Origin of the sequence: Pseudomonas sp. A25(2017), assembly GCF_002001065.1 — a bacterium.
Classification (GTDB): Bacteria; Pseudomonadota; Gammaproteobacteria; order Pseudomonadales; family Pseudomonadaceae; genus Aquipseudomonas; species Aquipseudomonas kilonensis.
Map to the genome: position 1 here is coordinate 77,702 of NZ_MUOA01000073.1, position 22,550 is coordinate 100,251.

20 protein-coding genes and 1 pseudogene are annotated in these 22,550 nt (G+C 59.0%); 8 read left to right on the top strand and 13 right to left on the bottom strand.

Annotated elements, in window-relative coordinates:
• Nucleotides 1–146 precede the first annotated feature (146 nt).
• Nucleotides 147–1,664 carry a PAS domain-containing sensor histidine kinase gene (locus tag B0E42_RS18185; RefSeq protein WP_077506976.1) on the top strand — a complete coding sequence of 506 codons (1,518 nt, stop codon included), beginning with the start codon at nt 147–149 and terminating at the stop codon, nt 1,662–1,664.
• Nucleotides 1,665–1,841: 177 nt separating this feature from the next.
• On the opposite strand, the gene B0E42_RS18190 is transcribed toward B0E42_RS18185, so the two are convergent.
• The 4 genes from B0E42_RS18190 to glyQ all read right to left on the bottom strand — a co-directional run bounded on the left by B0E42_RS18190 (nt 1,842) and on the right by glyQ (nt 6,247).
• Nucleotides 1,842–2,621 carry a 1-acyl-sn-glycerol-3-phosphate acyltransferase gene (locus B0E42_RS18190; RefSeq protein WP_024616797.1) on the bottom strand — a complete coding sequence of 260 codons (780 nt, stop codon included), beginning with the start codon at nt 2,619–2,621 and terminating at the stop codon, nt 1,842–1,844.
• Between the two features lie 80 nt (nt 2,622–2,701).
• Complete coding sequence (gene gmhB, locus B0E42_RS18195; RefSeq protein ID WP_162843747.1) at nt 2,702–3,241, bottom strand: D-glycero-beta-D-manno-heptose 1,7-bisphosphate 7-phosphatase; 540 nt, start codon at nt 3,239–3,241, stop codon at nt 2,702–2,704.
• A gap of 4 nt (nt 3,242–3,245) precedes the next feature.
• Nucleotides 3,246–5,297, bottom strand: coding sequence for a glycine--tRNA ligase subunit beta (gene glyS, locus B0E42_RS18200; protein ID WP_024616795.1), 2,052 nt, complete (start codon nt 5,295–5,297; stop codon nt 3,246–3,248).
• Complete coding sequence (glyQ, locus tag B0E42_RS18205; protein ID WP_003177094.1) at nt 5,294–6,247, bottom strand: glycine--tRNA ligase subunit alpha; 954 nt, start codon at nt 6,245–6,247, stop codon at nt 5,294–5,296. Before glyQ ends, glyS begins: the two co-directional genes overlap by 4 nt.
• A gap of 81 nt (nt 6,248–6,328) precedes the next feature.
• Here glyQ and B0E42_RS18210 point away from each other — a divergent pair, with 81 nt between their 5' ends.
• The 4 genes from B0E42_RS18210 (at nt 6,329) to B0E42_RS18225 (ending at nt 10,133) form a co-directional block, all read left to right on the top strand.
• On the top strand, nt 6,329–6,886 hold the full coding sequence (locus tag B0E42_RS18210) for a DNA-3-methyladenine glycosylase I (protein ID WP_024616794.1): 558 nt from the start codon (nt 6,329–6,331) through the stop codon (nt 6,884–6,886).
• Between the two features lie 43 nt (nt 6,887–6,929).
• A complete protein-coding gene (locus B0E42_RS18215; protein WP_014335795.1) occupies nt 6,930–7,817 on the top strand; it encodes a lysophospholipid acyltransferase in 888 nt (295 codons plus the stop codon).
• An 861-nt stretch (nt 7,818–8,678) separates the two neighbouring features.
• Nucleotides 8,679–9,728 carry an FAD-binding oxidoreductase gene (locus B0E42_RS18220; protein WP_077506977.1) on the top strand — a complete coding sequence of 350 codons (1,050 nt, stop codon included), beginning with the start codon at nt 8,679–8,681 and terminating at the stop codon, nt 9,726–9,728.
• 51 nt (nt 9,729–9,779) lie between these two features.
• Nucleotides 9,780–10,133: a VOC family protein gene (locus B0E42_RS18225; protein WP_014335797.1), complete on the top strand. Its 354-nt coding sequence runs from the start codon at nt 9,780–9,782 to the stop codon at nt 10,131–10,133.
• A gap of 254 nt (nt 10,134–10,387) precedes the next feature.
• On the opposite strand, the gene B0E42_RS18230 is transcribed toward B0E42_RS18225, so the two are convergent.
• The gene (locus B0E42_RS18230; RefSeq protein ID WP_018602820.1) at nt 10,388–10,813 is read right to left on the bottom strand and encodes a MarR family winged helix-turn-helix transcriptional regulator; all 426 of its coding nucleotides are present in this window, start codon (nt 10,811–10,813) and stop codon (nt 10,388–10,390) included.
• Nucleotides 10,806–11,294 (bottom strand): ATP-binding protein, encoded by a 489-nt coding sequence (locus B0E42_RS18235; RefSeq protein WP_077506978.1) that lies wholly within the window; start codon nt 11,292–11,294, stop codon nt 10,806–10,808. Before B0E42_RS18235 ends, B0E42_RS18230 begins: the two co-directional genes overlap by 8 nt.
• Before the next feature lie 280 nt (nt 11,295–11,574).
• Here B0E42_RS18235 and B0E42_RS18240 point away from each other — a divergent pair, with 280 nt between their 5' ends.
• Complete coding sequence (locus B0E42_RS18240) at nt 11,575–12,363, top strand: SDR family NAD(P)-dependent oxidoreductase (RefSeq protein ID WP_077506979.1); 789 nt, start codon at nt 11,575–11,577, stop codon at nt 12,361–12,363.
• A gap of 119 nt (nt 12,364–12,482) precedes the next feature.
• Here B0E42_RS18240 and B0E42_RS18245 read toward each other — a convergent pair.
• From B0E42_RS18245 to B0E42_RS18260, 4 genes and pseudogenes are all read right to left on the bottom strand, one after another.
• Nucleotides 12,483–12,767, bottom strand: a pseudogene (locus B0E42_RS18245) (hypothetical protein); the annotation flags it as partial.
• Between the two features lie 33 nt (nt 12,768–12,800).
• Nucleotides 12,801–13,220 (bottom strand): organic hydroperoxide resistance protein, encoded by a 420-nt coding sequence (locus tag B0E42_RS18250; RefSeq protein ID WP_003196182.1) that lies wholly within the window; start codon nt 13,218–13,220, stop codon nt 12,801–12,803.
• 425 nt (nt 13,221–13,645) lie between these two features.
• Entirely contained in the window at nt 13,646–14,770 is a 1,125-nt protein-coding gene (locus tag B0E42_RS18255; protein WP_077506981.1) for a diguanylate cyclase, read from the bottom strand.
• Between the two features lie 244 nt (nt 14,771–15,014).
• Nucleotides 15,015–15,389 (bottom strand): lysozyme inhibitor LprI family protein, encoded by a 375-nt coding sequence (locus B0E42_RS18260; protein ID WP_033062452.1) that lies wholly within the window; start codon nt 15,387–15,389, stop codon nt 15,015–15,017.
• Nucleotides 15,390–17,020: 1,631 nt separating this feature from the next.
• Between B0E42_RS18260 and B0E42_RS18265 the strand changes: the two genes are divergently transcribed.
• Nucleotides 17,021–17,380 carry a DUF6124 family protein gene (locus B0E42_RS18265; protein WP_053184756.1) on the top strand — a complete coding sequence of 120 codons (360 nt, stop codon included), beginning with the start codon at nt 17,021–17,023 and terminating at the stop codon, nt 17,378–17,380.
• Nucleotides 17,381–17,482: 102 nt separating this feature from the next.
• Here B0E42_RS18265 and B0E42_RS18270 read toward each other — a convergent pair whose 3' ends face one another.
• The 3 genes from B0E42_RS18270 to B0E42_RS18280 form a co-directional block, all read right to left on the bottom strand.
• On the bottom strand, nt 17,483–18,256 hold the full coding sequence (locus B0E42_RS18270) for a MetQ/NlpA family ABC transporter substrate-binding protein (RefSeq protein WP_053184759.1): 774 nt from the start codon (nt 18,254–18,256) through the stop codon (nt 17,483–17,485).
• 79 nt (nt 18,257–18,335) lie between these two features.
• On the bottom strand, nt 18,336–19,010 hold the full coding sequence (locus tag B0E42_RS18275) for a methionine ABC transporter permease (RefSeq protein ID WP_053184762.1): 675 nt from the start codon (nt 19,008–19,010) through the stop codon (nt 18,336–18,338).
• Nucleotides 19,010–20,017 (bottom strand): methionine ABC transporter ATP-binding protein, encoded by a 1,008-nt coding sequence (locus B0E42_RS18280; RefSeq protein ID WP_018602793.1) that lies wholly within the window; start codon nt 20,015–20,017, stop codon nt 19,010–19,012. The genes B0E42_RS18275 and B0E42_RS18280 overlap by 1 nt, the downstream gene beginning before the upstream one ends.
• A 187-nt stretch (nt 20,018–20,204) precedes the next feature.
• On the opposite strand from B0E42_RS18280, the gene katE reads away from it, so the two are divergent.
• On the top strand, nt 20,205–22,421 hold the full coding sequence (gene katE, locus B0E42_RS18285; RefSeq protein WP_256578320.1) for a catalase HPII: 2,217 nt from the start codon (nt 20,205–20,207) through the stop codon (nt 22,419–22,421).
• Nucleotides 22,422–22,550: the final 129 nt, after the last annotated feature.

Here is a 22,550-nt window from a genome sequence, read left to right on the forward strand (position 1 = left end):
TCATTGTCCTGTCGCTGGCTGCGACAATACCGGCTCGCGGCACAGAGGGAAAGGCAGCAGCGCATCACCCATCGAGTCCCGTTATAGTCATGGGCTTTGCAAGCCCGTAAAGAAATCCCCAGTCCTTGAGGTTGGCCAGGAGGCCTATGAGTAACCAGCGTCGCCGTGAAAGTCGTGAGCCAACCCAGGTCCAGCAGTTGTTTCGTCAGTTGGTGCGGGAGTGGTTGTGGATAAGTTTGTTGTTGTTGCCGCTGACGGCCTTGCTGTCATTGAGCAGCCAATCGACGGGTAACCATCCAGGCGCTGTGTTGTTGTCGGTGTGTCTGGTGGCCTGTGTATTGGGCCTGTTGCTGTTGCGCCCGCGCCTGGCCCTGTGGACAACAGTGGGCGGCATGAGCCTGGCCCTGTTGATCAGTGCCGTGCTGGGCGCGCGAGGCTGGTGGTGGTCGCCCATGGCAAGTGTGCTGGGCATCATGTTCGGCTACCTGATCTGGAATTGGCGGCGCCTGAGCGTGGTGCTGGCCTATTTCGGCTGGGAGCTGGCCCGCCTGGACGCGGAACCCAAGGTCTTCCCGGAACGTCGCCGCGCCTCCTACACCGGCAGCGACCGTTTGCAGGGCCAGATCATGGCCCTGGAACAAGCCATGAGTCGCACCCGCGACACCCGGCGCTTCATTGCCGACGGCCTGGAGTACCTGCCGGTGGCGACCATGATCAGTGATCCCCAGGGCAAACTGTTGCTTGGCAATCGCAAGGCGCGCGAGCTGTTCGGCCATGGTCTGGCGGGCGGCGACGTGCTGGAGCATCTCGGGCAATTGGGTTATCCAGGGTTGGAGCATGGGGCGCATCATCGGTTATCCACATTGCCCTTGGTGGAGTTTCGCGACATTCGCGAGCGCAGCTTGCGTCTGGAACGGGCGGCGTTATTGCCGGTTGATGGCGATGCGCCGATTGGCTGGTTGTTGAGCCTCACGGACCTGAGTGCCGAACGTGAGGCTGAAGAACAGCGCAGCGTCATGCTGCGTTTCCTCTCCCATGATTTGCGCGCCCCGCACTCGGCGATCCTTGCGCTGCTCGATGTGCAGCGGTACCAGGGAGGAGGTGATAATCCGCTGTTCGACCAGATCGAGCGCCAGGTACGTCGCGCCCTGGACCTGACCGAGGGCTTCGTGCAATTGGCCAAGGCCGAATCCGAGGCGTATCAATTCCAGCCGACGCTGTTCGCCATGCTGGTGCTGGATGTGCTCGACCAGGCGCTGCCCATCGCCCAGGCAAAACGCATCCAGTTGATTCATGAAATAGAGGATGAAGAGGCGATGCTGAGGGCGGATCAACCGTTGCTGACCCGTGCCCTGTTCAATCTGCTGGAAAACGCCATCAAGTACAGTGCGCCCGACGCCTGCATTTCGCTGCAGGTCCATTGCACCCCGGGCTGGTTGATCTGCAATGTCGCCGACCAGGGCAAAGGCATCAGCGCCGAAGAACTACCCGACCTGTTCAGTCAGTACCGACGGTTTTCCTCGGCTCACGGGGTCGATGGAATTGGCTTGGGGCTGTCGATGGTCAAGGCCGTGGTTGACCATCACGAGGGGAAAATCGAGTGCCGTAGCGTGGTGGGTAAAGGCACGACGTTCAGCCTGCGTTTCCCGTTAATGGAAGATTGAAAAGATCGCAGCCTTAGGCTGTAGGAGCTGCCGAAGGCTGCGATCTTTTGGTGCTATAAAAAACTTATGCACCTGAAGGCGGGTTTTATGTGTTTAGGAAATATGTATAAAAAACATAGACCTACAGCATAAAAGCAACGGATTTAGAAAAAACGGTACACAGGTTATCCACAGATCTCAAACAGCGAGCTGGTCGGTGGCAGCCGGTGTTGTCGGGGTCGGAGGCAGCGAGCCCATTTCCCGTTGTGTCTGTTCATTCCAGGCTTGTACACGGTCATTGAGCTCGGCGATGGCGCGGGGTCCAGTGCCTTCGGCATACATCGGCGCGCCGATCACCACAGTGATGACGCCTGGTGTCCTGATCCAGCCAGCCTTGGGCCAGAATTTGCCGGCATTGTGTGCAATCGGCAGCACGGGCAGATCGGCGTTCACGGCCAATGCCGAACCGCTGCGGGAGAATTTGCCGACGGTTCCATAAGGAACACGGGTGCCCTCGGGGAAGATCAGCACCCAAACGTTATCCTTGAGCAGTTCGTCGCCCTTCTTCGCGACCTGTTTGAGGGCCACCTTGGGATTGTCGCGATCGATGGCGATCGGGCGCAGCATCGCCATGGCCCAGCCAAAGAACGGTACGAACAGCAGTTCACGCTTGAGAACCTGGCTCAATGGCTCGAAATAGGCCGAGAGAAAGAACGTCTCCCAGGTACTCTGGTGGTTGGACTGGATCACGCAGGGCCGGTCAGGCACGTTTTCGGCACCTTTGACTTCATAGCTGATGCCCAGGAACACCTTGCTCAACCACAGTGCGCAGCGGCACCAGTACACATTGATGAAACGGTAGCGCGCCTTGAACGGCAAGAAAGGCGCGATAAAGAAACTCAAGGAGCACCACAGCAAGGAACTGGTGCCCAACAGCAGGTAAAAGAGAAAGGCTCTGATGGCCTGCAATATCGACATAGCGGCATTTACCGTTGCGGGCAATGCCCGCCTGTTCAAGCGCTTCCCGAACAATCCTTGATCAGGTTGTCGTGGGAGCTCTAATTGTGGATAAGTTCAGCGGCAATCGCCGCCAAGTCGTCAAAAATCAAGGTGCCCACCGGTAGGGTCTTGCCCAGAGTCTTTTCGCCTTTCCCGGTCTTTACCAAAACTGGCTGACAATCGACGGCCTTGGCCGCCTCCAGGTCACCGAGGCTGTCGCCGACGAACCACACACCCGCCAGCGCCACGCCGTAATGCGCGGCAATGGTTTTCAACATGCCCGGCTTGGGCTTGCGGCAATCGCAACCTTCGTCCGGCCCGTGCGGGCAATAGACGATCAGCCCGACTTCCCCGCCCTGCTCCGCCACCAGGGCGCGCAAGCGCTCATGCATGGCGTCCAGGACGGCGAGGTCATAGTAACCGCGGGCAATGCCCGACTGGTTGGTGGCAACCGCCACCGTCCAGCCGGCCTTGCTCAACTGCGCGATGGCTTCGATCGAACCGGGCAGTGGCAACCACTCCTCCACCGATTTGATGTAAGCGTCGGAGTCGTGATTGATCACCCCGTCCCGATCGAGAATCAGCAGTTTCAACAGCAGCTCCTCAACCCAGCACGGAAATATCGGCAATATTGAGGAACAGGCTGCGCAGGCGTGCCAGCAATGCATAACGATTCTTGCGAACGTCTTCGTTGTCCGCATTCACCATCACGGCTTCAAAGAACGCATCGACCGGCTCGCGCAGGGCCGCCAGGCGCGCCAGGGCCTCGGCATAATCGCGTTTTTCCATGAGCGGTTGCACCGACGCATACGCCTGTTGAATCGCCGAGTTGAGCGAAAACTCGGCGGCATTATCAAAGTAACGTGCTTCAACGGCTTTGACGGAGGGCTCGGCCTTGCTCAGCAGGTTCGACACGCGCTTGTTCACCGACGCCAGCGCTGCCGCTTCCGGCAATTTGCGGAACGCCTGCACCGCTTGTACACGCTGGTCGAAGTCCAGGGCCGAACCTGGTTTCAGGGCACGCACCGACAGGTAGGTCGCGACCTCGACACCTTCGTCTTCATAACGCGCCCGCAGGCGGTCGAAGATGAACTCCAGCACCGCATCGGCCAGGCCGGCAGCCTTGACCTTGCTGCCGAACGCATTGACGGCGAACGCCACGGCGTCGTTCAGGTCCAGGTCCAGCTGCTTGTCGATCAGGATCCGCAACACGCCCAGCGCCGCACGACGCAAGGCATATGGGTCTTTGCTGCCGGTGGGCAGCATGCCGATACCGAAGATGCCGACCAGGGTGTCGAGCTTGTCAGCGATCGCCACGGCCGCACCGGTCAGGGTGGTCGGCAGTTCGGCGCCGGCACCGCGGGGCATGTACTGCTCGTTCAGTGCCAGGGCCACGTCTTGCGGCTCGCCATCGTTGAGGGCGTAGTAGTAACCGGCGACGCCTTGCATCTCCGGGAACTCACCGACCATTTCGGTGGACAGGTCGCACTTGGACAGGATGCCGGCACGGGCCGCGCGCTGGGCGTCGCCGCCGATGCGTGGGGCGATGAACGCTGCCAGTTTCGACACGCGCTCGGCCTTGTCGTAGACGCTGCCGAGTTTTTCCTGGAACACCACGTTGCGCAGGCGCTCGTTGAAGCTTTCCAGCGGCTGCTTCTTGTCTTGCTTGAAGAAGAACTCGGCATCGGTCAGGCGCGGGCGAACGACTTTTTCGTTACCGGCGATGATCTGCTGCGGGTCCTTGCTTTCGATGTTGGCGACCGTGATGAAGCGCGGCAGCAACTTGCCTTCGGCGTCCAGCAGGCAGAAGTACTTCTGGTTGTCCTGCATGGTGGTGATCAGCGCTTCCTGCGGCACTTCAAGGAAACGTTCCTCGAACGAGCACACCAGCGGCACCGGCCATTCCACCAACGCGGTCACTTCGTCCAGCAGGCTGGCCGGCACGATGGCGGTGCCTTCCTGCAGGGTGGCCAGCTCTTCGGTGCGTTTGCTGATCAACTCGCGGCGCTCGTTGGCGTCGGCCAGCACGTAGGCGGCACGCAGGTCGGCCAGGTAGTTGGCCGGCGAGGTGATGCGCACGCTCTGTGGATGATGGAAGCGGTGACCGCGGGAATCGCGACCGGCCTTCTGGGCCAGGATCGTGCAATCGATGACCTGGTCACCGAGCAACATCACCAGCCATTGGGTCGGACGCACGAACTCTTCCTTGCGCGCGGCCCAGCGCATGCGCTTGGGGATCGGCAAGTCATTGAGGGAGTCTTCGACGATGGTCGGCAACAGGCTGGCAGTCGGCTTGCCCTTGATGCTCTGGCTGTAGCGCAGCTTCGGGCCGCTCTGGTCGATTTCGCTCAGGTCCACGCCGCACTTCTTGGCGAAGCCCAGGGCAGCTTGGGTCGGGTTGCCGTCGGCATCGAACGCGGCCTGGCGTGGCGGGCCGTCGAGGTTGATGCTGCGGTCTGGCTGCTGGGTCGCCAGGGCGGTGATCAGCACGGCCAGGCGGCGCGGCGCGGCGTACACCTGTTTGGCTTCGTAGCCCAGGCCGGCGGCTTGCAGGCCTTTGTCGATACCGGCCAGGAACGCATCGGCCAGGGTGTTCAGGGCTTTGGGTGGCAGTTCTTCGGTGCCCAGTTCAACCAGAAAATCTTGAGCACTCATTGTGCAGCCTCCAGCTTAGCCAACACTTCATCACGCAGGTCCGGGGTCGCCATCGGGAAGCCCAGCTTGGCACGGGCCAGCAGGTAGGCTTGCGCAACGGAACGCGCCAGGGTGCGTACACGCAGGATGTATTGCTGGCGCGCGGTCACGGAAATCGCCCGGCGTGCATCCAGCAGGTTGAAGGTATGGGACGCCTTCAACACCATTTCATAGCTCGGCAACGGCAGCGGCTGGTCCAGCTCGATCAGGCGCTTGGCTTCGCTTTCGTAGAAATCGAACAGTTCGAACAGCTTCTCGACGTTGGCGTGTTCGAAGTTGTAGGTCGACTGTTCCACTTCGTTCTGGTGGAACACGTCGCCGTAGGTCACTTTGCCGAACGGGCCGTCGGCCCACACCAGGTCGTAGACCGAGTCCACACCCTGCAGGTACATGGCCAGGCGTTCCAGGCCGTAGGTGATTTCGCCGGTGACCGGGTAGCACTCGATGCCGCCCGCCTGCTGGAAGTAGGTGAACTGGGTCACCTCCATGCCGTTGAGCCAGACTTCCCAGCCCAGGCCCCAGGCGCCCAGGGTTGGCGATTCCCAGTTGTCTTCGACGAAGCGAATGTCGTGAACCAGCGGGTCGAGGCCCACGTGCTTGAGCGAGCCCAGGTACAGCTCCTGGAAGTTTTCCGGGTTCGGCTTCAGCACGACCTGGAACTGGTAGTAGTGCTGCAGACGGTTCGGGTTTTCGCCGTAGCGGCCGTCAGTCGGGCGGCGGCTGGGCTGCACATAAGCGGCGTTCCAGGTTTCCGGGCCGATGGCACGCAGAAACGTGGCGGTGTGGAAAGTGCCGGCGCCTACTTCCATATCGTAGGGCTGAAGTACCACGCAACCTTGCTCGGCCCAGTATTGCTGGAGGGCGAGGATCAAGTCTTGGAAGGTACGCACGGCTGGCGTAGGCTGGCTCACGAAATTCACCTGTTTCTTGGGCTGCGATTTAAAGAGCGGGAGTATACCCGATTCGTTCGTGCGCACGCCCCCTGGAGCCTTATGCCACGCTGCTTTTGGTGTTCCGAAGATCCTTTGTACATGGCATATCACGATCAGGAGTGGGGCACGCCGCTGCGCGATGCGCAGGGTTTGTTCGAGTTGCTTTTGCTCGAAGGGTTCCAGGCCGGGTTGTCCTGGATCACCGTTTTGCGCAAACGCGAGCGCTACCGGGAGGTGCTGTACGGCTTCGATGTGCAGCGGGTAGCGCAGATGAGCGACGCCGAAATCGATGAACTGATGCTCGACCCCGGCATCATCCGCAACCGCCTAAAGCTCAAGGCCGCCCGCCGCAATGCCCAGGCCTGGCTGGCGCTGGAAGACCCGGTGGCGTTCCTCTGGTCGTTCGTGGGCGACAAACCCATCATCAATCATTTCAAGGACCGCACCGAAGTGCCGGCCATCACGCCCGAGGCACTGGCGATGAGCAAAGGCTTGAAAAAAGCCGGGTTCACCTTCGTCGGCCCGACCATTTGCTATGCCTTGATGCAGGCCTCGGGCATGGTCATGGACCACACCCTAGACTGCGACCGCTACGCCGAGTTGGTAAACGGCGGTTAGAATAGCCGGCTCGCAACACGGCCCATACATTCAGGAGTGACCTGTGGATAAGTTGAAAGGCGCCTTGCTGGTTGGCGCTCTGCGGTTGTTTGCGCTGCTGCCCTGGGGCGCGGTGCAGGCGGTGGGCTCGGCCATTGGCTGGCTCATGTGGAAATTTCCCAACCGTTCCCGCGACGTGGTGCGGATCAACCTCGCCAAATGTTTTCCCGAGATGGACCCGGCCGAGCGCGAACGCCTGGTGGGCCAGAGTCTCAAGGACATCGGCAAATCCCTGACCGAAAGCGCCTGTGCCTGGATCTGGCCGGCCCAACGCTCCATCGAGCTGGTGCGCGAAGTCGAAGGCCTGGAGGTGCTGAAAGAAGCGCTGGCCTCCGGCAAAGGCGTGGTGGGCATCACCAGCCACCTGGGCAACTGGGAAGTGCTCAACCACTTCTATTGCAGCCAGTGCAAACCGATCATTTTCTACCGTCCGCCCAAGCTCAAGGCGGTGGATGAATTGCTGCAAAAGCAACGCGTGCAGTTGGGCAATAAAGTCGCGGCGTCGACCAAGGAAGGCATCCTCAGCGTCATCAAGGAAGTGCGCAAAGGCGGCCAGGTGGGCATCCCCGCCGACCCGGAGCCGTCTGAATCCGCCGGCATCTTTGTGCCCTTCTTCGCCACCCAGGCCCTGACCAGCAAGTTCGTACCCAACATGCTCGCTGGCGGCAAAGCGGTTGGCGTCTTCCTCCACGCCCTGCGCCTGCCGGACGGCTCGGGCTACAAAGTCATCCTCGAAGCCGCCCCGGAGGCGATGTACAGCACCGACACCGAAACTTCGTGCGCCGCCATGAGCCAAGTGGTGGAACGCTACGTGCGGGCCTACCCGAGCCAATACATGTGGAGCATGAAACGCTTCAAGAAACGCCCGCCGGGTGAGGCACGGTGGTACTGAAGGCCTGTTGCCATCCCCAATCCCTGTGGGAGCCGAGCCTGCTCGCGATGGCGGCGGCACATTCAACATCGATGCAAGCAGGCCCACCGCTATCGCGAGCAAGCTCAGCTCCCACAGTTTTTTTCGGGTTTGCTCACAGACATCGCATCCATCCCCAACCCCTGTGTGAGCCGAGCTTGCTCGCGATGGCGGCGACACATTCAACATCGATGCAAGCAGATCCACCGCCATCGCGAGCAAGCTCAGCTCCCACAGTTTTTTCGGGTCTGTTCACAGACATCGCATCCATCCCCAACCCCTGTGGCCGAGCTTGCTCGCGATGGCGGCGGCACATTCAACATCGATGCAAGCAGACCCACCGCCATCGCGAGCAAGCTCAGCTCCCACAGTTTTTTCGGGTTTGCTCACAGACATCGCATCCATCCCCAATCCCTGTGGGAGCCGAGCTTGCTCGCGATGGCGGCGGCACATTCAACATCGATGCAAGCAGATCCACCGTTATCGCGAGCAAGCTCAGCTCCCACAGTTTTTTCGGGTTTGCTCACAGACATCGCATCCATCCCCAATCCCTGTGGGAGCCGAGCTTGCTCGCGATGGCGGCGGCACATTCAACATCGATGCAGGCAGATCCACCGTTATCGCGAGCAAGCTCAGCTCCCACAGTTTTTTCGGGTTTGCTCACAGACATCGCATCCATCCCCAACCCCTGTGGGAGCGAGCTTGCTCGCGATAGCGCCCTGACAGCCGCCGCCTAACTAACTGACCCGACCCTCCAGTGGCGAGGGAGCTTGCTCCCGCTGGGCTGCGCAGCAGCCCCGACCGGGCTAACGTATTCCCCCAGGCAAACCCAACGGAGGCCGAATGGATAGCGCTCCAGGCAAACGCGTCATCGTCATCGGTGCCGGCATCGTAGGCGCATCCCTGGCCTACCATCTGGCGACCCAAGGCGCGAAAGTCACGGTAGTCGAGGCCGAAGGCATCGCGTCAGGCGTGACCGGCAGCTCATTCGCCTGGATCAACACCTCCCATGGCGAACCCGATCCCATTGCGCCATTGCGCGGTGCTGCCATCCAGGAATACCGCCGACTCGAAACACAGCTGCCCGACCTGAAAATCCAATGGACTGGCGCCCTATCTTACGGCCCGAGTTCAAAAGCGTCGGCAAGCCGAATATCCCAATCACAGATCCGTGAACTTGAGCCAAACCTCAAGAGCCCTCCTCAACAGGCTTCGTATGCAGCCGATGAAGGAGCACTGGACGCCGTAGCAGCAACCCATGCGCTGATCGCCGGTGCTCAAGCGAATGGCGCGAAAGTGCTCACTCAAACGCCGGTTCTCGGTTTTAAAACTCAGGGGTCCAGTGTGCGGGGCGTTGAAACCGCCGCGGGCGTCATCGAAGCCGATATCGTCGTATTGGCAGCCGGTACAGGCATCACGAAGCTGACCAACCTGCTTGAAGTCTGCCTGCCCATAGACGCCTCCCCGGCAATTTTCATCCGCTACAGCTCGCCACCCAACCTGGTGCGCACCCTCATCTCCAGCCCTGAAATGGAAGTGAGGCAAACCCCGGAGGGGGCGTTGTTGGCGGCCGAAGACTACCTGGACGACGCCTTGGAAAACCAACCATCGGAGATCGCGCTGCGCACCGCCAACGCCATCAAAAGCGAACTCCACGGCGTTGTCTCCCTGGATCTGCAATCGGCTCGTGTCGGATACAGACCAATGCCTGCCGATGACATCCCCATCATTGGTTATCTTCCGCAGGTTGGCGGCGTATACGTGTGCGTCATGCACCCCGGCGTTACCCTGGCGGCGATTGTGGGTCGGCTTGCCGCTGAAGAAATCATCGACAACGAGGCGTCCTCCGCCCTCGCCCCCTGCCGTCCGGATCGATTTTTCCAAGCGCATTGAGGATTGAATGGCCTAAGCTCGCCTATTCCAAAATCAGCCAAGGAAGCGACAATGGGCATTCGAGGTAAAGACCGCCAGATCGATAACATCGAGTTCAATGTCAACGACATCGCCCGAAGCAAAGCCTTCTATGGTGGTGTATTCGGCTGGAGCTTCGTCGACTACGGCCCGACCTATACCGAATTCAGCGACGGTCGCCTGACCGGTGGCTTCACGACCGGTGAACCGGTGCGCCCGGGCGGCCCGTTGATCATCTTGTACGCGGATGACCTTGAGGCCACCCAACTCAGGCTCAAGGCCACAGGAGCGACCATCAGCCGTGAAGTGTTCGCGTTCCCGGGTGGCCGACGTTTCCACTTTATCGATCCGGATGGCTATGAGCTGGCGGTGTGGTCGGCTTCCTGATAGCTGATTGAACGCAAACAAGCCTCCCTCTCCATGTCGGTTCAACTAAGCAAAATGGGGCGAGGTCATCCATTGTGGCGAGGGAGCTTGCTCCCGCTGGGCTGAAGCAGCCCCCATCATTCCTACAGACAAACCGCATCAACCGCTTTACTACGCCTATCCGCTGAGCAGAAGTAAGTCCTGCTCCGAGTCCCAGGGCAACACAACGCTCTGTTTATTCCCCCACCGCCACCCTTCTCCCCACCCACAAACAACTAATCGCGCTTGCTCCACTCCCCCAGCAACGCCTCGTAGACGCCCTGGCAAGCGATCTCGGCAGAGACCTCTGCATCGGCAAAAACTTGATAGCCAGTTGGGGTTAAACAGGCGTATCCCACACGCGCATCTCGTGGGTCGCTTTGGCGAGAAACCAAGCCTATTTTTTCAAGTGGTAGCAGGGATTTGGTGACTGCCGATGCAGTCAGCCCCATGCACTCAGCCAGATCAGCGCGCCGCAGTCGCGAGTTGTGCGCATGTTTTAGGTGATACAGGATCATGAAGTCGCTGAAGCTCAGGCCATGAACGGCGGAGAGCTTGGCGTCAACGCGCCGCGATGCCGAGGTGTATGCGCGTGACAGGCGAATACATAGATCAAGCATTGAGCCGTTGGCGGCATCTGAATTAGGTTTGTTGTCAGACATGGCAGCACTGCTCCAGCTCTTTTGGGGAGGGACGTTCAAATCGCGCCTCCATGGCATCGAACATGGGACCCGTCACCTCAAAGGCATAGGTCTCTCCTTTTTCAGTGTTCCGGCGCATGACCCGCTCGCGCCGCAGTTGGAGATCTGCGTAGATGAAATAGCTGGACACCTGATATCCGGATTGGCCGGCCAACAGACGAACTCGCGTGCGATCAGCTTCGGTCATGAAGCCTTGATCAAGCACAACGTCGCGACCCGAATCCAGGACCTGTAAACACATCTCCCACATCTGCGCCTCACACCGCTGTACGCGCGTTAAAACCCACGCCAAGTTCATAGGCTGGGGTAAATCTGGGCCATAAAGCCTGAACATCCATTCATCGATAGAGAAGCGGACGCCGGTCAATTTGGCGCTCAGCTTTCGAGCTAGCGTCGACTTGCCCGCGCCAAGAGGACCAAAAACAATATGCACAGAATTCATTTCAACGCCTGCCTTCCAGATACTTGACTACTACAGCATCTGGAAATTAAGTGGGCGCGTCAAGCCTGGCGATTAGTATTTTCAGACCATCTGTCTCAGCAATGCTCACAAAGAGGCGAAAACCCTCAACCGCGTCCATGATTACCCCCCTGCGATATCGAAAACGCTGGGTGAATGACCATTCCAGCCCCTCGACAACCGCCCCCTAAACCCGCCGAACCACCGTCCAGCCAGGAATATCGCACAGTCCCCCAGGTCCATTAATCAAGGAGTCCCTGCCATGAAAATCGACTTCACCGGACGCCACGTCTTAGTCACCGGCTCCACCAGCGGTATCGGTTTTGCCACAGCCAAAGGCTTCCTCGAATCCGGCGCCCACGTGGTCATCAACGGTCGCAGCGAGAGCAGCGTGGAGGACGCGTTGCAACGCTTGGGCGACCTCGCCTCAAGGGCCGACGGCTTTGTGGGCGATCTCAGCAACGCGCCGGGCTGCCAGGCACTGATCGCCAAATACCCACGCTTCGATATCGTCATCAACAACCTGGGCATTTTCAAACTGGAAGACTTCTTCGAAACGCCGGACAGCGAATGGCAGCGCTTCTTCGAAACCAACGTGATGTCCGGCGTGCGTGTTTCCAGGGCCTACGCCCCGGGCATGGTCGAGCGCGGCTGGGGGCGGATTGTGTTTGTCTCGTCGGAATCGGGCGTGAACATTCCCGCCGACATGATCCACTACGGCTTCACCAAAACCGCCCAACTCTCAATCGCTCGCGGCCTGGCCAAACGCCTCGCCGGCACCGGCGTGACGGTGAACTCGGTGCTGCCTGGGCCGACGCTTTCCGAAGGCGTTGCCCAGATGCTGCAGGCAGACGTCGAGCGCACCGGGGACAGCCTGGAAAAGGTCGCGGCAGATTTCGTCAACCAGCACCGCAGCACCTCGATCATCCAGCGCGCGGCACGCGTCGAGGAAGTCGCCAACATGATCATCTACGCCAGCTCGGAACAGGCCTCGGCCACCACCGGAGCGGCGCTTCGTGTTGATGGTGGGGTGGTGGATAGCATCGTTTAGGATCCTGGGACATGTTGCAAAAAAACGCCGCTTCCTCATGAGAGATAAGCGGCGTTTTTTCTTTTGGAAGCAACATGGGTTGATTCGACCGGTTTTCGGAGCGGTGAAGGGATTGTTCAGCTCACTCTGTTTTGCAGCCGATCCGAGCCACCTTCAGCGATGCGGTTTTCCATCAGGCGATCCGAGCCGCCTTCGGTCACGCGGTTTTCCATCAGGCGATCCGAGCCGCCTTCAGCTACGCGGTTTTCGATGAGTCGATCGGAGCCGCCTTCGGCCACACGGCTTTCGATCAGGCGATCCGAACCACCCTCAGCGAACGTAGGTTGAACGAAGGAAGTCGCGAACGCATTGCCGAGGGACAGTGCCAGAAGCGAGCCGATGAGAGTTTTGTTGAGCGTTTTCATGTCCTGATCCTTTTTATTCGTAGATGAAGTGAGTTAGACGGTGACGTGCAAACGGACGTCGACGTTGCCGCGTGTCGCGTTGGAGTACGGGCAAACCTGGTGAGCGGCGTCGACCAGCGCTTGAGCATCGGCTTGATCCAGACCTGGCAGGTTGATGTGCAGGTCGATGTCCAGGCCAAAACCGCCAGGGATCTGGCCGATACCGACATGTGCCGTGATCGAAGCGTCAGCAGGAATGCTGCGTTTGCTTTGGCTGGCGACAAACTTCAATGCGCCAATGAAGCAGGCGGAGTAGCCGGCAGCGAACAACTGCTCAGGGTTGGTGGCTTCACCACCGGCACCGCCCAAGGCTTTTGGAGTGGCCAGTTTCACGTCGAGAATCTTGTCGCTGGAAACAGCACGGCCATCACGGCCACCGGTGGAGGTTGCGACTGCGGTGTAGAGAACGTTCATGGTGTTTCCTCTATTGCTGATGGGTTTGATCGAGATTGGTTTGCGCTAAATATTTGCGCGCTAACCAGTTGCGATAAAGTTAACGGATGAATAATTTGCGCGCAAGATAAATTTTGAAAAATTTATCGATTACGAATTAACATATTGATATAAAAGGAAATTTATTTTTAGACATTGGCAATGTCGCCAGCCCCGCGTGAGCCGCGAGGTGAGCCAAGGGGAAGGAGGTGCTAGAGGGGATCAGCAGGAACAGCGCAATTGCAGGGCTTCAAAGAGAGGGAAATTCATAAGCAGAATGATGGGTTTCGATCGTCCCCACGCTCTGCGTGGGAATGCCGCCTGGGACGCTCCGCGTTCCGCTTTGGGAAAGTGACGCAGAGCGTGGGAACGATCAAATTCCGACTGATGATGCAAAGCCAACCCGACTAAGCAACAGCCACTCGATTACGCCCCAGCGCCTTCGCCCGATACAGGGCTTTATCCGCATCGTTCATCAAGCTGTGAAGATCCTTGTTGCAGGCCTCCGTCGATGCCACGCCGAGGCTGGCTGATATGCAGTGGACAGGCTCGATCATCAAACCTGCAATCGTATCGACGAGCAGTTCTGCAATCTGGGTGGCAACCCCAATGGACGTGTCCGGGAGCAGAATGGCGAACTCTTCACCACCGAGCCGACCGTGGATATCCGTTGCCCGAAACGACGAACTGATGACCGCTCCCATCTGGCGCAAAACCTGATCGCCGACCTGATGGCCGTAGGTGTCGTTGATGTGCTTGAAGTGATCCATGTCCAACATGACCGCGCACAAGCCTTGCCGCTTGGCCTTACATTCGTTGTAAAGCTGCTGGGCATGCTCGAAAAACGCCCGTCGACTCTTCAGGCCGGTCAGTTCATCGGTTTGAGCGGCGCGGGTTGAAATGCTGTTGGCCTGTTCCATTTCACGGGTGAGTCGAAAGGCGATTTCCAGTGCCTGGGACATTTTGTGCGTGGCGCGGGCCGCAAATGCCGTGAACACCAGAATCGAAAGGGCCATGCCGACTTGAATCGGGGACGGTTGAAACAGCAGCCAGATCGTGCACGGCAACAACACCACGCCAATGGAGACCAGTGTCATATCGCGGTAAGCCGAGTAGCAGGACACCGCGCTGACGGACATGCCGACCGTAAAGAGCATGACCAACGCCTGTGACAACAGATCGTCCGCCGGCATGAGAACGAACGCCCCGCCGCCCCAGATGCTGGCGGATAGCACCAGCGTGACCCAGTATTTGCGCTCCCACTGTTGAGGCGTGCGCTGACTTTCGTCGCTGCGGAAATAGGTAATGAACATCGCGATACGCAACAGCGTCGATGCGGTCAGGATGACCATCCACCAAAAAATAGCGCCGTGCTCAAAACGATCCCAACACAGCCAACTCAGCATGATGGCAGCCAGGTAACTACCAAAAACCGCAGAAACGGATTGGCGAAACAGTTGCTGCAATCGGTCAGTGCGCACCTGCTCGGCTATTACAAAATCCTGGCCATTGCGCAATCTTGGGCCATCCATTTGAACCACCTGGTTATGACGCGACAAAAAACGATTGTGGCACCCTGCCATTACCGTAAACAACTGAATTACTGTGACGAGGGGATTTATCCCCAAACGCTATGCAGGAACACAACCCCCCTGTGGCGAGGGAGCTTGCTCCCGCTGGGCTGCGAAGCGTCGAGCCGTGGTAGCGGGTGAACCCGCCAAAGAAAAACCCGACGCGTTACGTCGGGTTTTTCAGCGAGGGCAAGTTGTTTACGGGTTACTCGACTTGCGACAGCTTGGCGTCGTCGCAACCGGCAGCACGGCACTCGCGCTCGACAGCTTTGAGTATGACGATACGTGCCTCGGTCTTCTCGTTGGCACAGTCCAGGTAGAGCAGGCCATCGTTGGAACAGGCGCTGTCACGATTTTTGATCCACTGGATTTGAGCGGCTTTCACTTTTTTCTTTTGATCCGGGTTCAGCGCACTCATCGTCTTCTTGTATTGATCATTGATGTCCTGATCCGACTGGACCATTTTCAGCGACGCGCAATAGGTTCTGTCATAGGCGTTTCTAGGGTTATCGCAACTCATCGCAGATGCCGATGCTGATGCCATTGCCAGCAATGCCCCAACCAACAAAGACTTGATCATTCATTTCACTCCCTGAATGCCCTCTATTCATTAGAGGTCGCGGCGGGAATTTATCATGGGGGTTGTAGAACAATGAAGCAGATCCTAGGGTTCATTCGGCCCGAACAATGGGCAAATGCTGATAGGGGTTCGGGAGCAAGTGATTGCTGAAAAAGGCTGGGTCGTTCCCGCCGCCCTCGCCGAATCCCCAAGCCGGTCAAATGTGTCGAGGGAGCCCCCGCCGCGTCTTCGACGCTGCGCTGTCGCGCAGCAAACAATTATTCGGCCTCAGATAGGAGGTGCGCGCAGGACAGAGGCCGCAGTGATCACTGGCGTGTTCGCACCCGAGAGAGAGAGCGGCCCACACGGTATCGGCGTGGAGTCGTTGTTGGCATAGCATGCTGTGACCACGTATAGGAGAGTGAACCCTTTCGCCACTGTGTAACCTGCGCCTTGGAATCTATTTAGAAGATCAGATATCTGAGTTTTTGGGTAGGAGCTTGCTCACGAAGTCAGTCTGACAGCTGGCCAGGATTATGGCCGAGTACATATCCATCGCTGCGGTAACGGCCACTTAGGGTTCCGCCCTGACGGCGGGTCACTTTTGGAAGAGCGCCAAAAGTAACCAAAAGCGCTTTGCCCCACCACTTGGTGCCTCGCTTAGGCTCGGCATGCCCTCACTCCGGCATTGCTCCGTGGGCCGCCGCGAAGGGCCATCCATGGCCCAGCGCGGCTACCTCGGCATCCATGCCGAGGTGCCCACTGCGCAATGCCTGCGTTCGGCCATCGTGGTTAACGGGGCGCCGAGATCAACGTCCACGCCGAGGCGGCCTAGTAGCCGACCTGGCTCTTCCGGTCGTACTTCGGTCCAATTGTGGGAGCGAGCCTGCTCGCGAAGGCGGTCTGATAGTTGGCCATGGATTCTGGGCAACCACATTTTCAGTGGAAATTGAACATTCTCGCTACCGTGCAGCCTTGACCTGGAATTTGTTATAGAAAATCAAGTGCTTGCGTTTTTGATCGTTCCCACGCTCTGCGTGGGAATGCATCCCGTGACGCTCTGCGTCACCTTCCAGAAGCGGAACGCGGAGCGTCCCTGGCGACATTCCCACGCAGGAGCGTGGGAACGATCGACATGTATTTCCAGCCTTAAAAATCACATGGTTGCAATTTGTTCCATGAGAGCTTGCTCCCGCTGGGCAGCAAAGCAGCCCCCCACCCTCCCCGAAAAATGCCTACAGACTAAGCCGCATCATCCACTTCAAACCCTAACCGCAAACCCGTCTAGCCCCAATTTACGGGCCAAAATAAGCCCTGTTTATTCCGCTGGCGTGGTCCTTCCCTCAAGCTACACATCCTTGCGCCATTGCCTACAACTACGCCAGAATCCGCCCGCTTGTGCGCCTTGTCCCTGGGTTCTATCGTTTCCCTGCCACTGCCCATCAGTGGTCGGGTTTAGTAGCCCGAGGTATTTAGTAAGGTGCAAAGCTCTATCAGTCAGGTATCTCCATGCCTGTATTTGATGGCGGTTGTGCGCAGGGCGCTCTCGGGCGCGCCGGCTTGCTAAGTCCCCGGTCTACTAACCTGCGTACAGCTGCCACCCCTTGTTTAGTAGCTAGAGGGTTGCGGCTTCACCTATAGGACTTAAGCACATGATTAAACCTACACCGAATCCGCCAGAGGCGGACCAAGCTTCCCCGCGAACCAAATCCAAAGCCAAGAAACACGACGAAGCCACCAATCGCGCCTTGGATTACTACCTGCTACCAAAACCGGAAAAGTCCGAAAATGGGTCCCAACCGGGCCAACTTTTCACCGTCGCAAAAAACGCCGACAACGAATCCCTCCTCGCCAACCTAAGCGAAACCCTGGCGGCAGCCGACGCGATGGTCAGCAACCTGGCTTTCGACCTGGAAGGTCCGCGTCGTCACATCCTTCTCGGCATCCAGCAATTGATCGAATTGAGTTCATTGCTGGCGAATCGGGTGTTGGATAACGTTGATCCGCGTTAGCCCGTGATCTTGCGGGCCTTTCCGTGACGCCGCACATTTCCGAGCATAAAAAAACGGGCCTGCATTCCCACGCAGCCCCGTTTTTTTCACCACCCGATCAGATCAAAACGCCGGCAAAACCGCGCCTTTGTACTTCTCAAGAATAAAAGCCTTCACTTCCGGGCTGTGCAACGCAGCCACCAGCTTCTTCATCGCCGCACTGTCCTTGTCGTCCGGACGGGCCACCAGGATGTTCACATAAGGCGAATCACTCCCTTCAATCACCAACGCATCCTTGGAAGGATCAAGCTTCGCCTCCAACGCATAGTTGGTATTGATCAACGCCAGGTCCACCTGGGTCAGCACCCGCGGAATGGTCGCCGCTTCCAGCTCACGGAATTTCAAATCCTTCGGGTTCTCGGTGATGTCCTTGGTAGTCGACAGGATGTTGTTCGAATCCTTCAACTTGATCACCCCAGCCTTAGCCAGCAACAACAGCGCACGACCGCCGTTGGTAGCGTCATTCGGGATCACCACGTTGGCGCCGCCCGGCAGTTCTGTCAGTGCCTTGTACTTGCTGGAGTACGCGCCCAGTGGTTCCAGGTGCACACCGGCCACGCTCACCAGGTGCGTGCCCTTGGCCTTGTTGAACTCATCCAGGTACGGCTGGTGCTGGAAGAAGTTGGCGTCCAGGCGCTTTTCCGCAACTTGTACGTTCGGCTGGATGTAGTCGGTGAAGACTTTGACCTTGAGGTCCACGCCTTCTTTGGCCAATGCCGGTTTGACGAATTCGAGGATTTCCGCGTGCGGGACCGGGGTGGCCGCGACGGTCAGGGTGTCGGCGGCGTGGGCGGAAAACGCTGCGGCGGCAGCGAAGGCAACCAGTAGTTTCTTCATTCAGCTAACTCCTTTTGAGGCGCCTGCTCTTGGCGCCTGCCAGCGAATGGCCGGCTCATGGTTTATTGGCCGCGAGGCCTTATTTTCTAGAGAAATGCACAACCAACTTGTCGCCCACGGTTTGCAGGGCCTGCACCAGCACCAGCAGCAACACCACCGTGACCACCATGACGTCGGTCTGGAAGCGTTGGTAGCCGAAGCGGATTGCCAAGTCGCCCAAACCACCGGCGCCGACCACCCCGGCCATGGCCGTGTAGGACACCAGCGTAATCGCTGTCACCGTAATCGCTGCAAAAATGCCTGGGCGGGCTTCCGGCAGCAAGGCGTTGACGATGATCTGCCGCGTCGTTGCGCCCATGGCTTGGGTCGCTTCGATGATGCCGCGGTCGACTTCGCGCAGGGCGGTTTCCACCAGGCGGGCGAAGAACGGTGTGGCTCCGACCACCAGTGGCGGGATCGCTCCGGCTACGCCCAACGAGGTGCCAGTAATCAATACCGTGAACGGGATCATCACGATCAACAGGATGATGAACGGCAGCGAACGCAGGATGTTCACGATCAGCGACAGCAGCGCATAAACGCCGCGGGCTTCGAGCAACTGGCGCGGGCTGCACAGGAACAGCAACACGCCCAGGGGCAAGCCGAGCAGCACGGTGAACAGCAGCGAACCGAACAGCATCAGGAAGGTGTCGCCCGTCGCCAGCCAGATTTCCAGCCAGTCGATGTTGGAGAAGAACGAATTCAACAGTTCCATTAGCGCAGCACCTCCATGTGGACATCGGCCGCGGTGAAGCGGGCAAACGCCGCCTCCATGTCACCGCCGGTGATGGCGAGGGTCAGTTGCCCGTAGGGGGTGTCTTTGATGCGGTCGATACGACCGGCCAGGATGCTGTAGTCCACGCCGGTTTCCCGGGCGATGGTGCCGAGCAACGGCGCGTAGGTCGCGTCGCCCTGGAACGTCAGACGCACGATGCGCCCGGGGACGTGAGCGAAATCGTCGCGCTGTTCGCTTTCGTCGATCTGCTCGTCTTCCTGGACGAAACGCTTGGTAGTCGGGTGCTTGGGGTGCAGGAACACTTGGGCCACCGGGCCTTGCTCGACGATCACGCCGGCGTCCATCACGGCCACTTGATCGCAAACGCGGCGGATCACGTCCATTTCATGGGTGATCAGCACGATGGTCAGCTTCAGTTCGCGGTTGATCTCCGCCAGCAGTTGCAGCACCGAGGCGGTGGTCTGTGGGTCGAGGGCGCTGGTGGCCTCGTCGCACAGCAGGATCTTGGGTTTGGTCGCCAGGGCGCGGGCGATGCCGACGCGCTGCTTCTGGCCGCCGGACAGTTGCGCCGGGTATTTGCGGGCGTGGTCGGACAGGCCCACCCGCGCCAGCAACTCGGCGACGCGCTGGTCGATTTCGCTGCGGGACAATTCGCCGGCCAGCGTCAGTGGCAGCGCCACGTTGTCGGCCACGGTCTTGGACGCCAGCAGGTTGAAGTGCTGGAAAATCATCCCGACTTGCTGGCGGAAGCGGCGCAGGCCGCTGGCGTCCAGGGCGGTGACTTCCTCGCCGTCGACGATGATCTTGCCGCCCGTGGAATCTTCCAGGCGATTGATCAGGCGCAGCAGGGTACTTTTTCCCGCACCGGAATGGCCAATCAGGCCGAAGACCTGACCGTTCTCAATCGTCAGACTGGTCGGATGCAGGGCGGGGATATCCCTACCGGCGACTCGGTAGGTTTTATGGACGTCTTGAAACTCGATCACGTAGCGAACCTTGTGGGGCGCGTTGGAAAAGGATCAGCGGTTAGCCGGGCGCGCATTTTAGCCTGTCCGTATAGAGGTTCTTAGCATTTATTTGCGATCAGACCTGTCATTTGGCAATAACGCGATCAAAGGCCATAAAAAAGGAACACGGCCAAACGGCGTCGGTCACTCATTAGGCCACTCGAAAATGCCCAGGTGCCGAACCTGCGGTATCGAACTCAAGAGTCCCGGCCATGGCGGGGATTGCAAAGAGGAGTCATGTCTGATGAGTACCAAAAAGCCCACGGTCAACAAGAGCCAACTGGCCGGGACCGACACGCTGGATCGCGGCAACACCAACGCCAAGCTCGAGAGCCTGGAACAGTTTCGCTCCGACGCCACCGAACAGGCGTTGCGTACCAACCAGGGCGTGAAGATCGCCGATAACCAGAACACCCTGCGCGCCGGCCCCCGCGGCCCTTCGTTGCTGGAAGACTTCATCATGCGTGAAAAAATCACGCACTTTGACCATGAGCGTATCCCGGAACGCATCGTCCACGCCCGTGGGACCGGCGCCCATGGTTATTTTCAGAGCTATGACGCGCATTCGGCATTGACCAAGGCCGGTTTCCTACAAGATCCGAGCAAGAAAACCCCGGTGTTCGTGCGTTTTTCCACTGTGCAAGGCCCACGCGGCTCCGGCGACACCGTGCGGGACGTGCGTGGCTTTGCGGTGAAGTTCTTCACCGACGAAGGCAACTTCGACCTGGTGGGCAACAACATGCCGGTGTTTTTCATTCAGGACGCGGTGAAGTTTCCGGACTTTGTCCACGCGGTAAAACCCGAGCCCCATAACGAAATTCCTACAGGCGGCTCGGCCCACGACACGTTCTGGGATTTTGTCTCGCTGGTGCCGGAATCGGCTCACATGGTGATCTGGGCAATGTCTGACCGGGCCATTCCAAAAAGCCTACGTGCGATGCAGGGTTTTGGTGTGCACACCTTCCGCATGATCAACGCCGAAGGCAAAAGCAGCTTCGTCAAATTCCACTGGCGCCCTACCGTCGGCACCTGCTCGTTGGTGTGGGACGAAGCCCAGAAACTGGCGGGTAAAGATACGGACTACCACCGTCGCGATCTCTGGGAATCGATCGAGATGGGCGACTACCCGGAATGGGAATTCGGCGTGCAGGTTGTCGCCGAGGAAGACGAGCACAAATTCGACTTCGACCTGCTCGACCCGACCAAGATCATCCCTGAGGAGCTGGTGCCCATCACGCCCTTGGGCAAGATGGTGCTGAACCGCAACCCGGACAATTTCTTCGCCGAGGTCGAGCAAGTTGCGTTCTGCCCCGGGCATATCGTGCCGGGCATCGATTTTTCCAACGACCCGTTGCTGCAAGGGCGGCTGTTTTCCTACACCGATACGCAGATCAGCCGACTCGGTGGGCCGAATTTTCATGAGCTGCCGATCAACCGGGCGATCACGCCGGTACACAACGGCCAGCGCGATGCGATGCACCGCACCACCATCGACAAGGGGCGTGCGTCCTACGAGCCGAACTCCATCGACGGCGGCTGGCCGAAGGAAACCCTGCCCGGCCCGGAAGATGGCGGCTTCGAAAGTTACCCAGAGCGCATCGACGCCTACAAGATCCGCCAACGCAGCGATTCGTTCGGTGATCATTTCTCCCAGGCGCGGTTGTTCTATAAGAGCATGAGCCCTCATGAGCAGGAGCACATCATTGCTGCCTACAGCTTCGAGCTGGGCAAGGTGGAGCGTGAGTTCATCCGGGCGCGGCAGGTCAATGAGATCCTCGCCAATATCGACCTGGAGCTGGCCGGGCGAGTGGCGAAAAACCTCGGGTTGCCGGCGCCCACCGCTGGCACCGTCGATGTGCCAACGCCATCGTTGGAGCAATCTCCGGCCTTGAGCCAGGCGAACCTGCTGTCCGGCGACATCAAGACGCGAAAAGTGGCAGTGTTGGTGGCTAACGGTGTCGATGGCGCGATCATCGATGCGCTCAAGAAAGCCCTGAAGACCGAGGGCGCCCACGCCAAAGTGCTGGGGCCGACCTCCGCACCGGTGACCACGGCCAATGGGAAAACGCTGGCGGTGGATGCGTCCATGGAAGGGTTGCCGTCGATTGCCTTTGACGCGGTGTTCGTGCCGGGTGGGGCGGAGTCGATCAAGGCCTTGAGTCGCGACGGCGTGGCGTTGCATTACGTGCTGGAGGCCTACAAGCATCTGAAAGCCATTGGGCTTCATGGTGAGGCCCGGCAGTTGTTGGTGGAGTTGAAGCTGGAGGTGGATGCGGGGTTGATTGCGGATGTGGATGCCAGCAAGTTCAAGGCGTTTTTTGACGCGATTGCTCAGCATCGGGTTTGGGCGCGGGAGCCAAAGGCCAAGGCGGTTCCGGCCTAAAGAGATTTGTTGTCTGGTAGGGCGCTATCGCGGGCAAGCCTTGCTCCCACAGATCAGCTCCACAGGATCAACTCTCACAGGTGTTAGCTCTCACAGGATCAACTCTCACAGGTGTTAGCTCTCACAGGA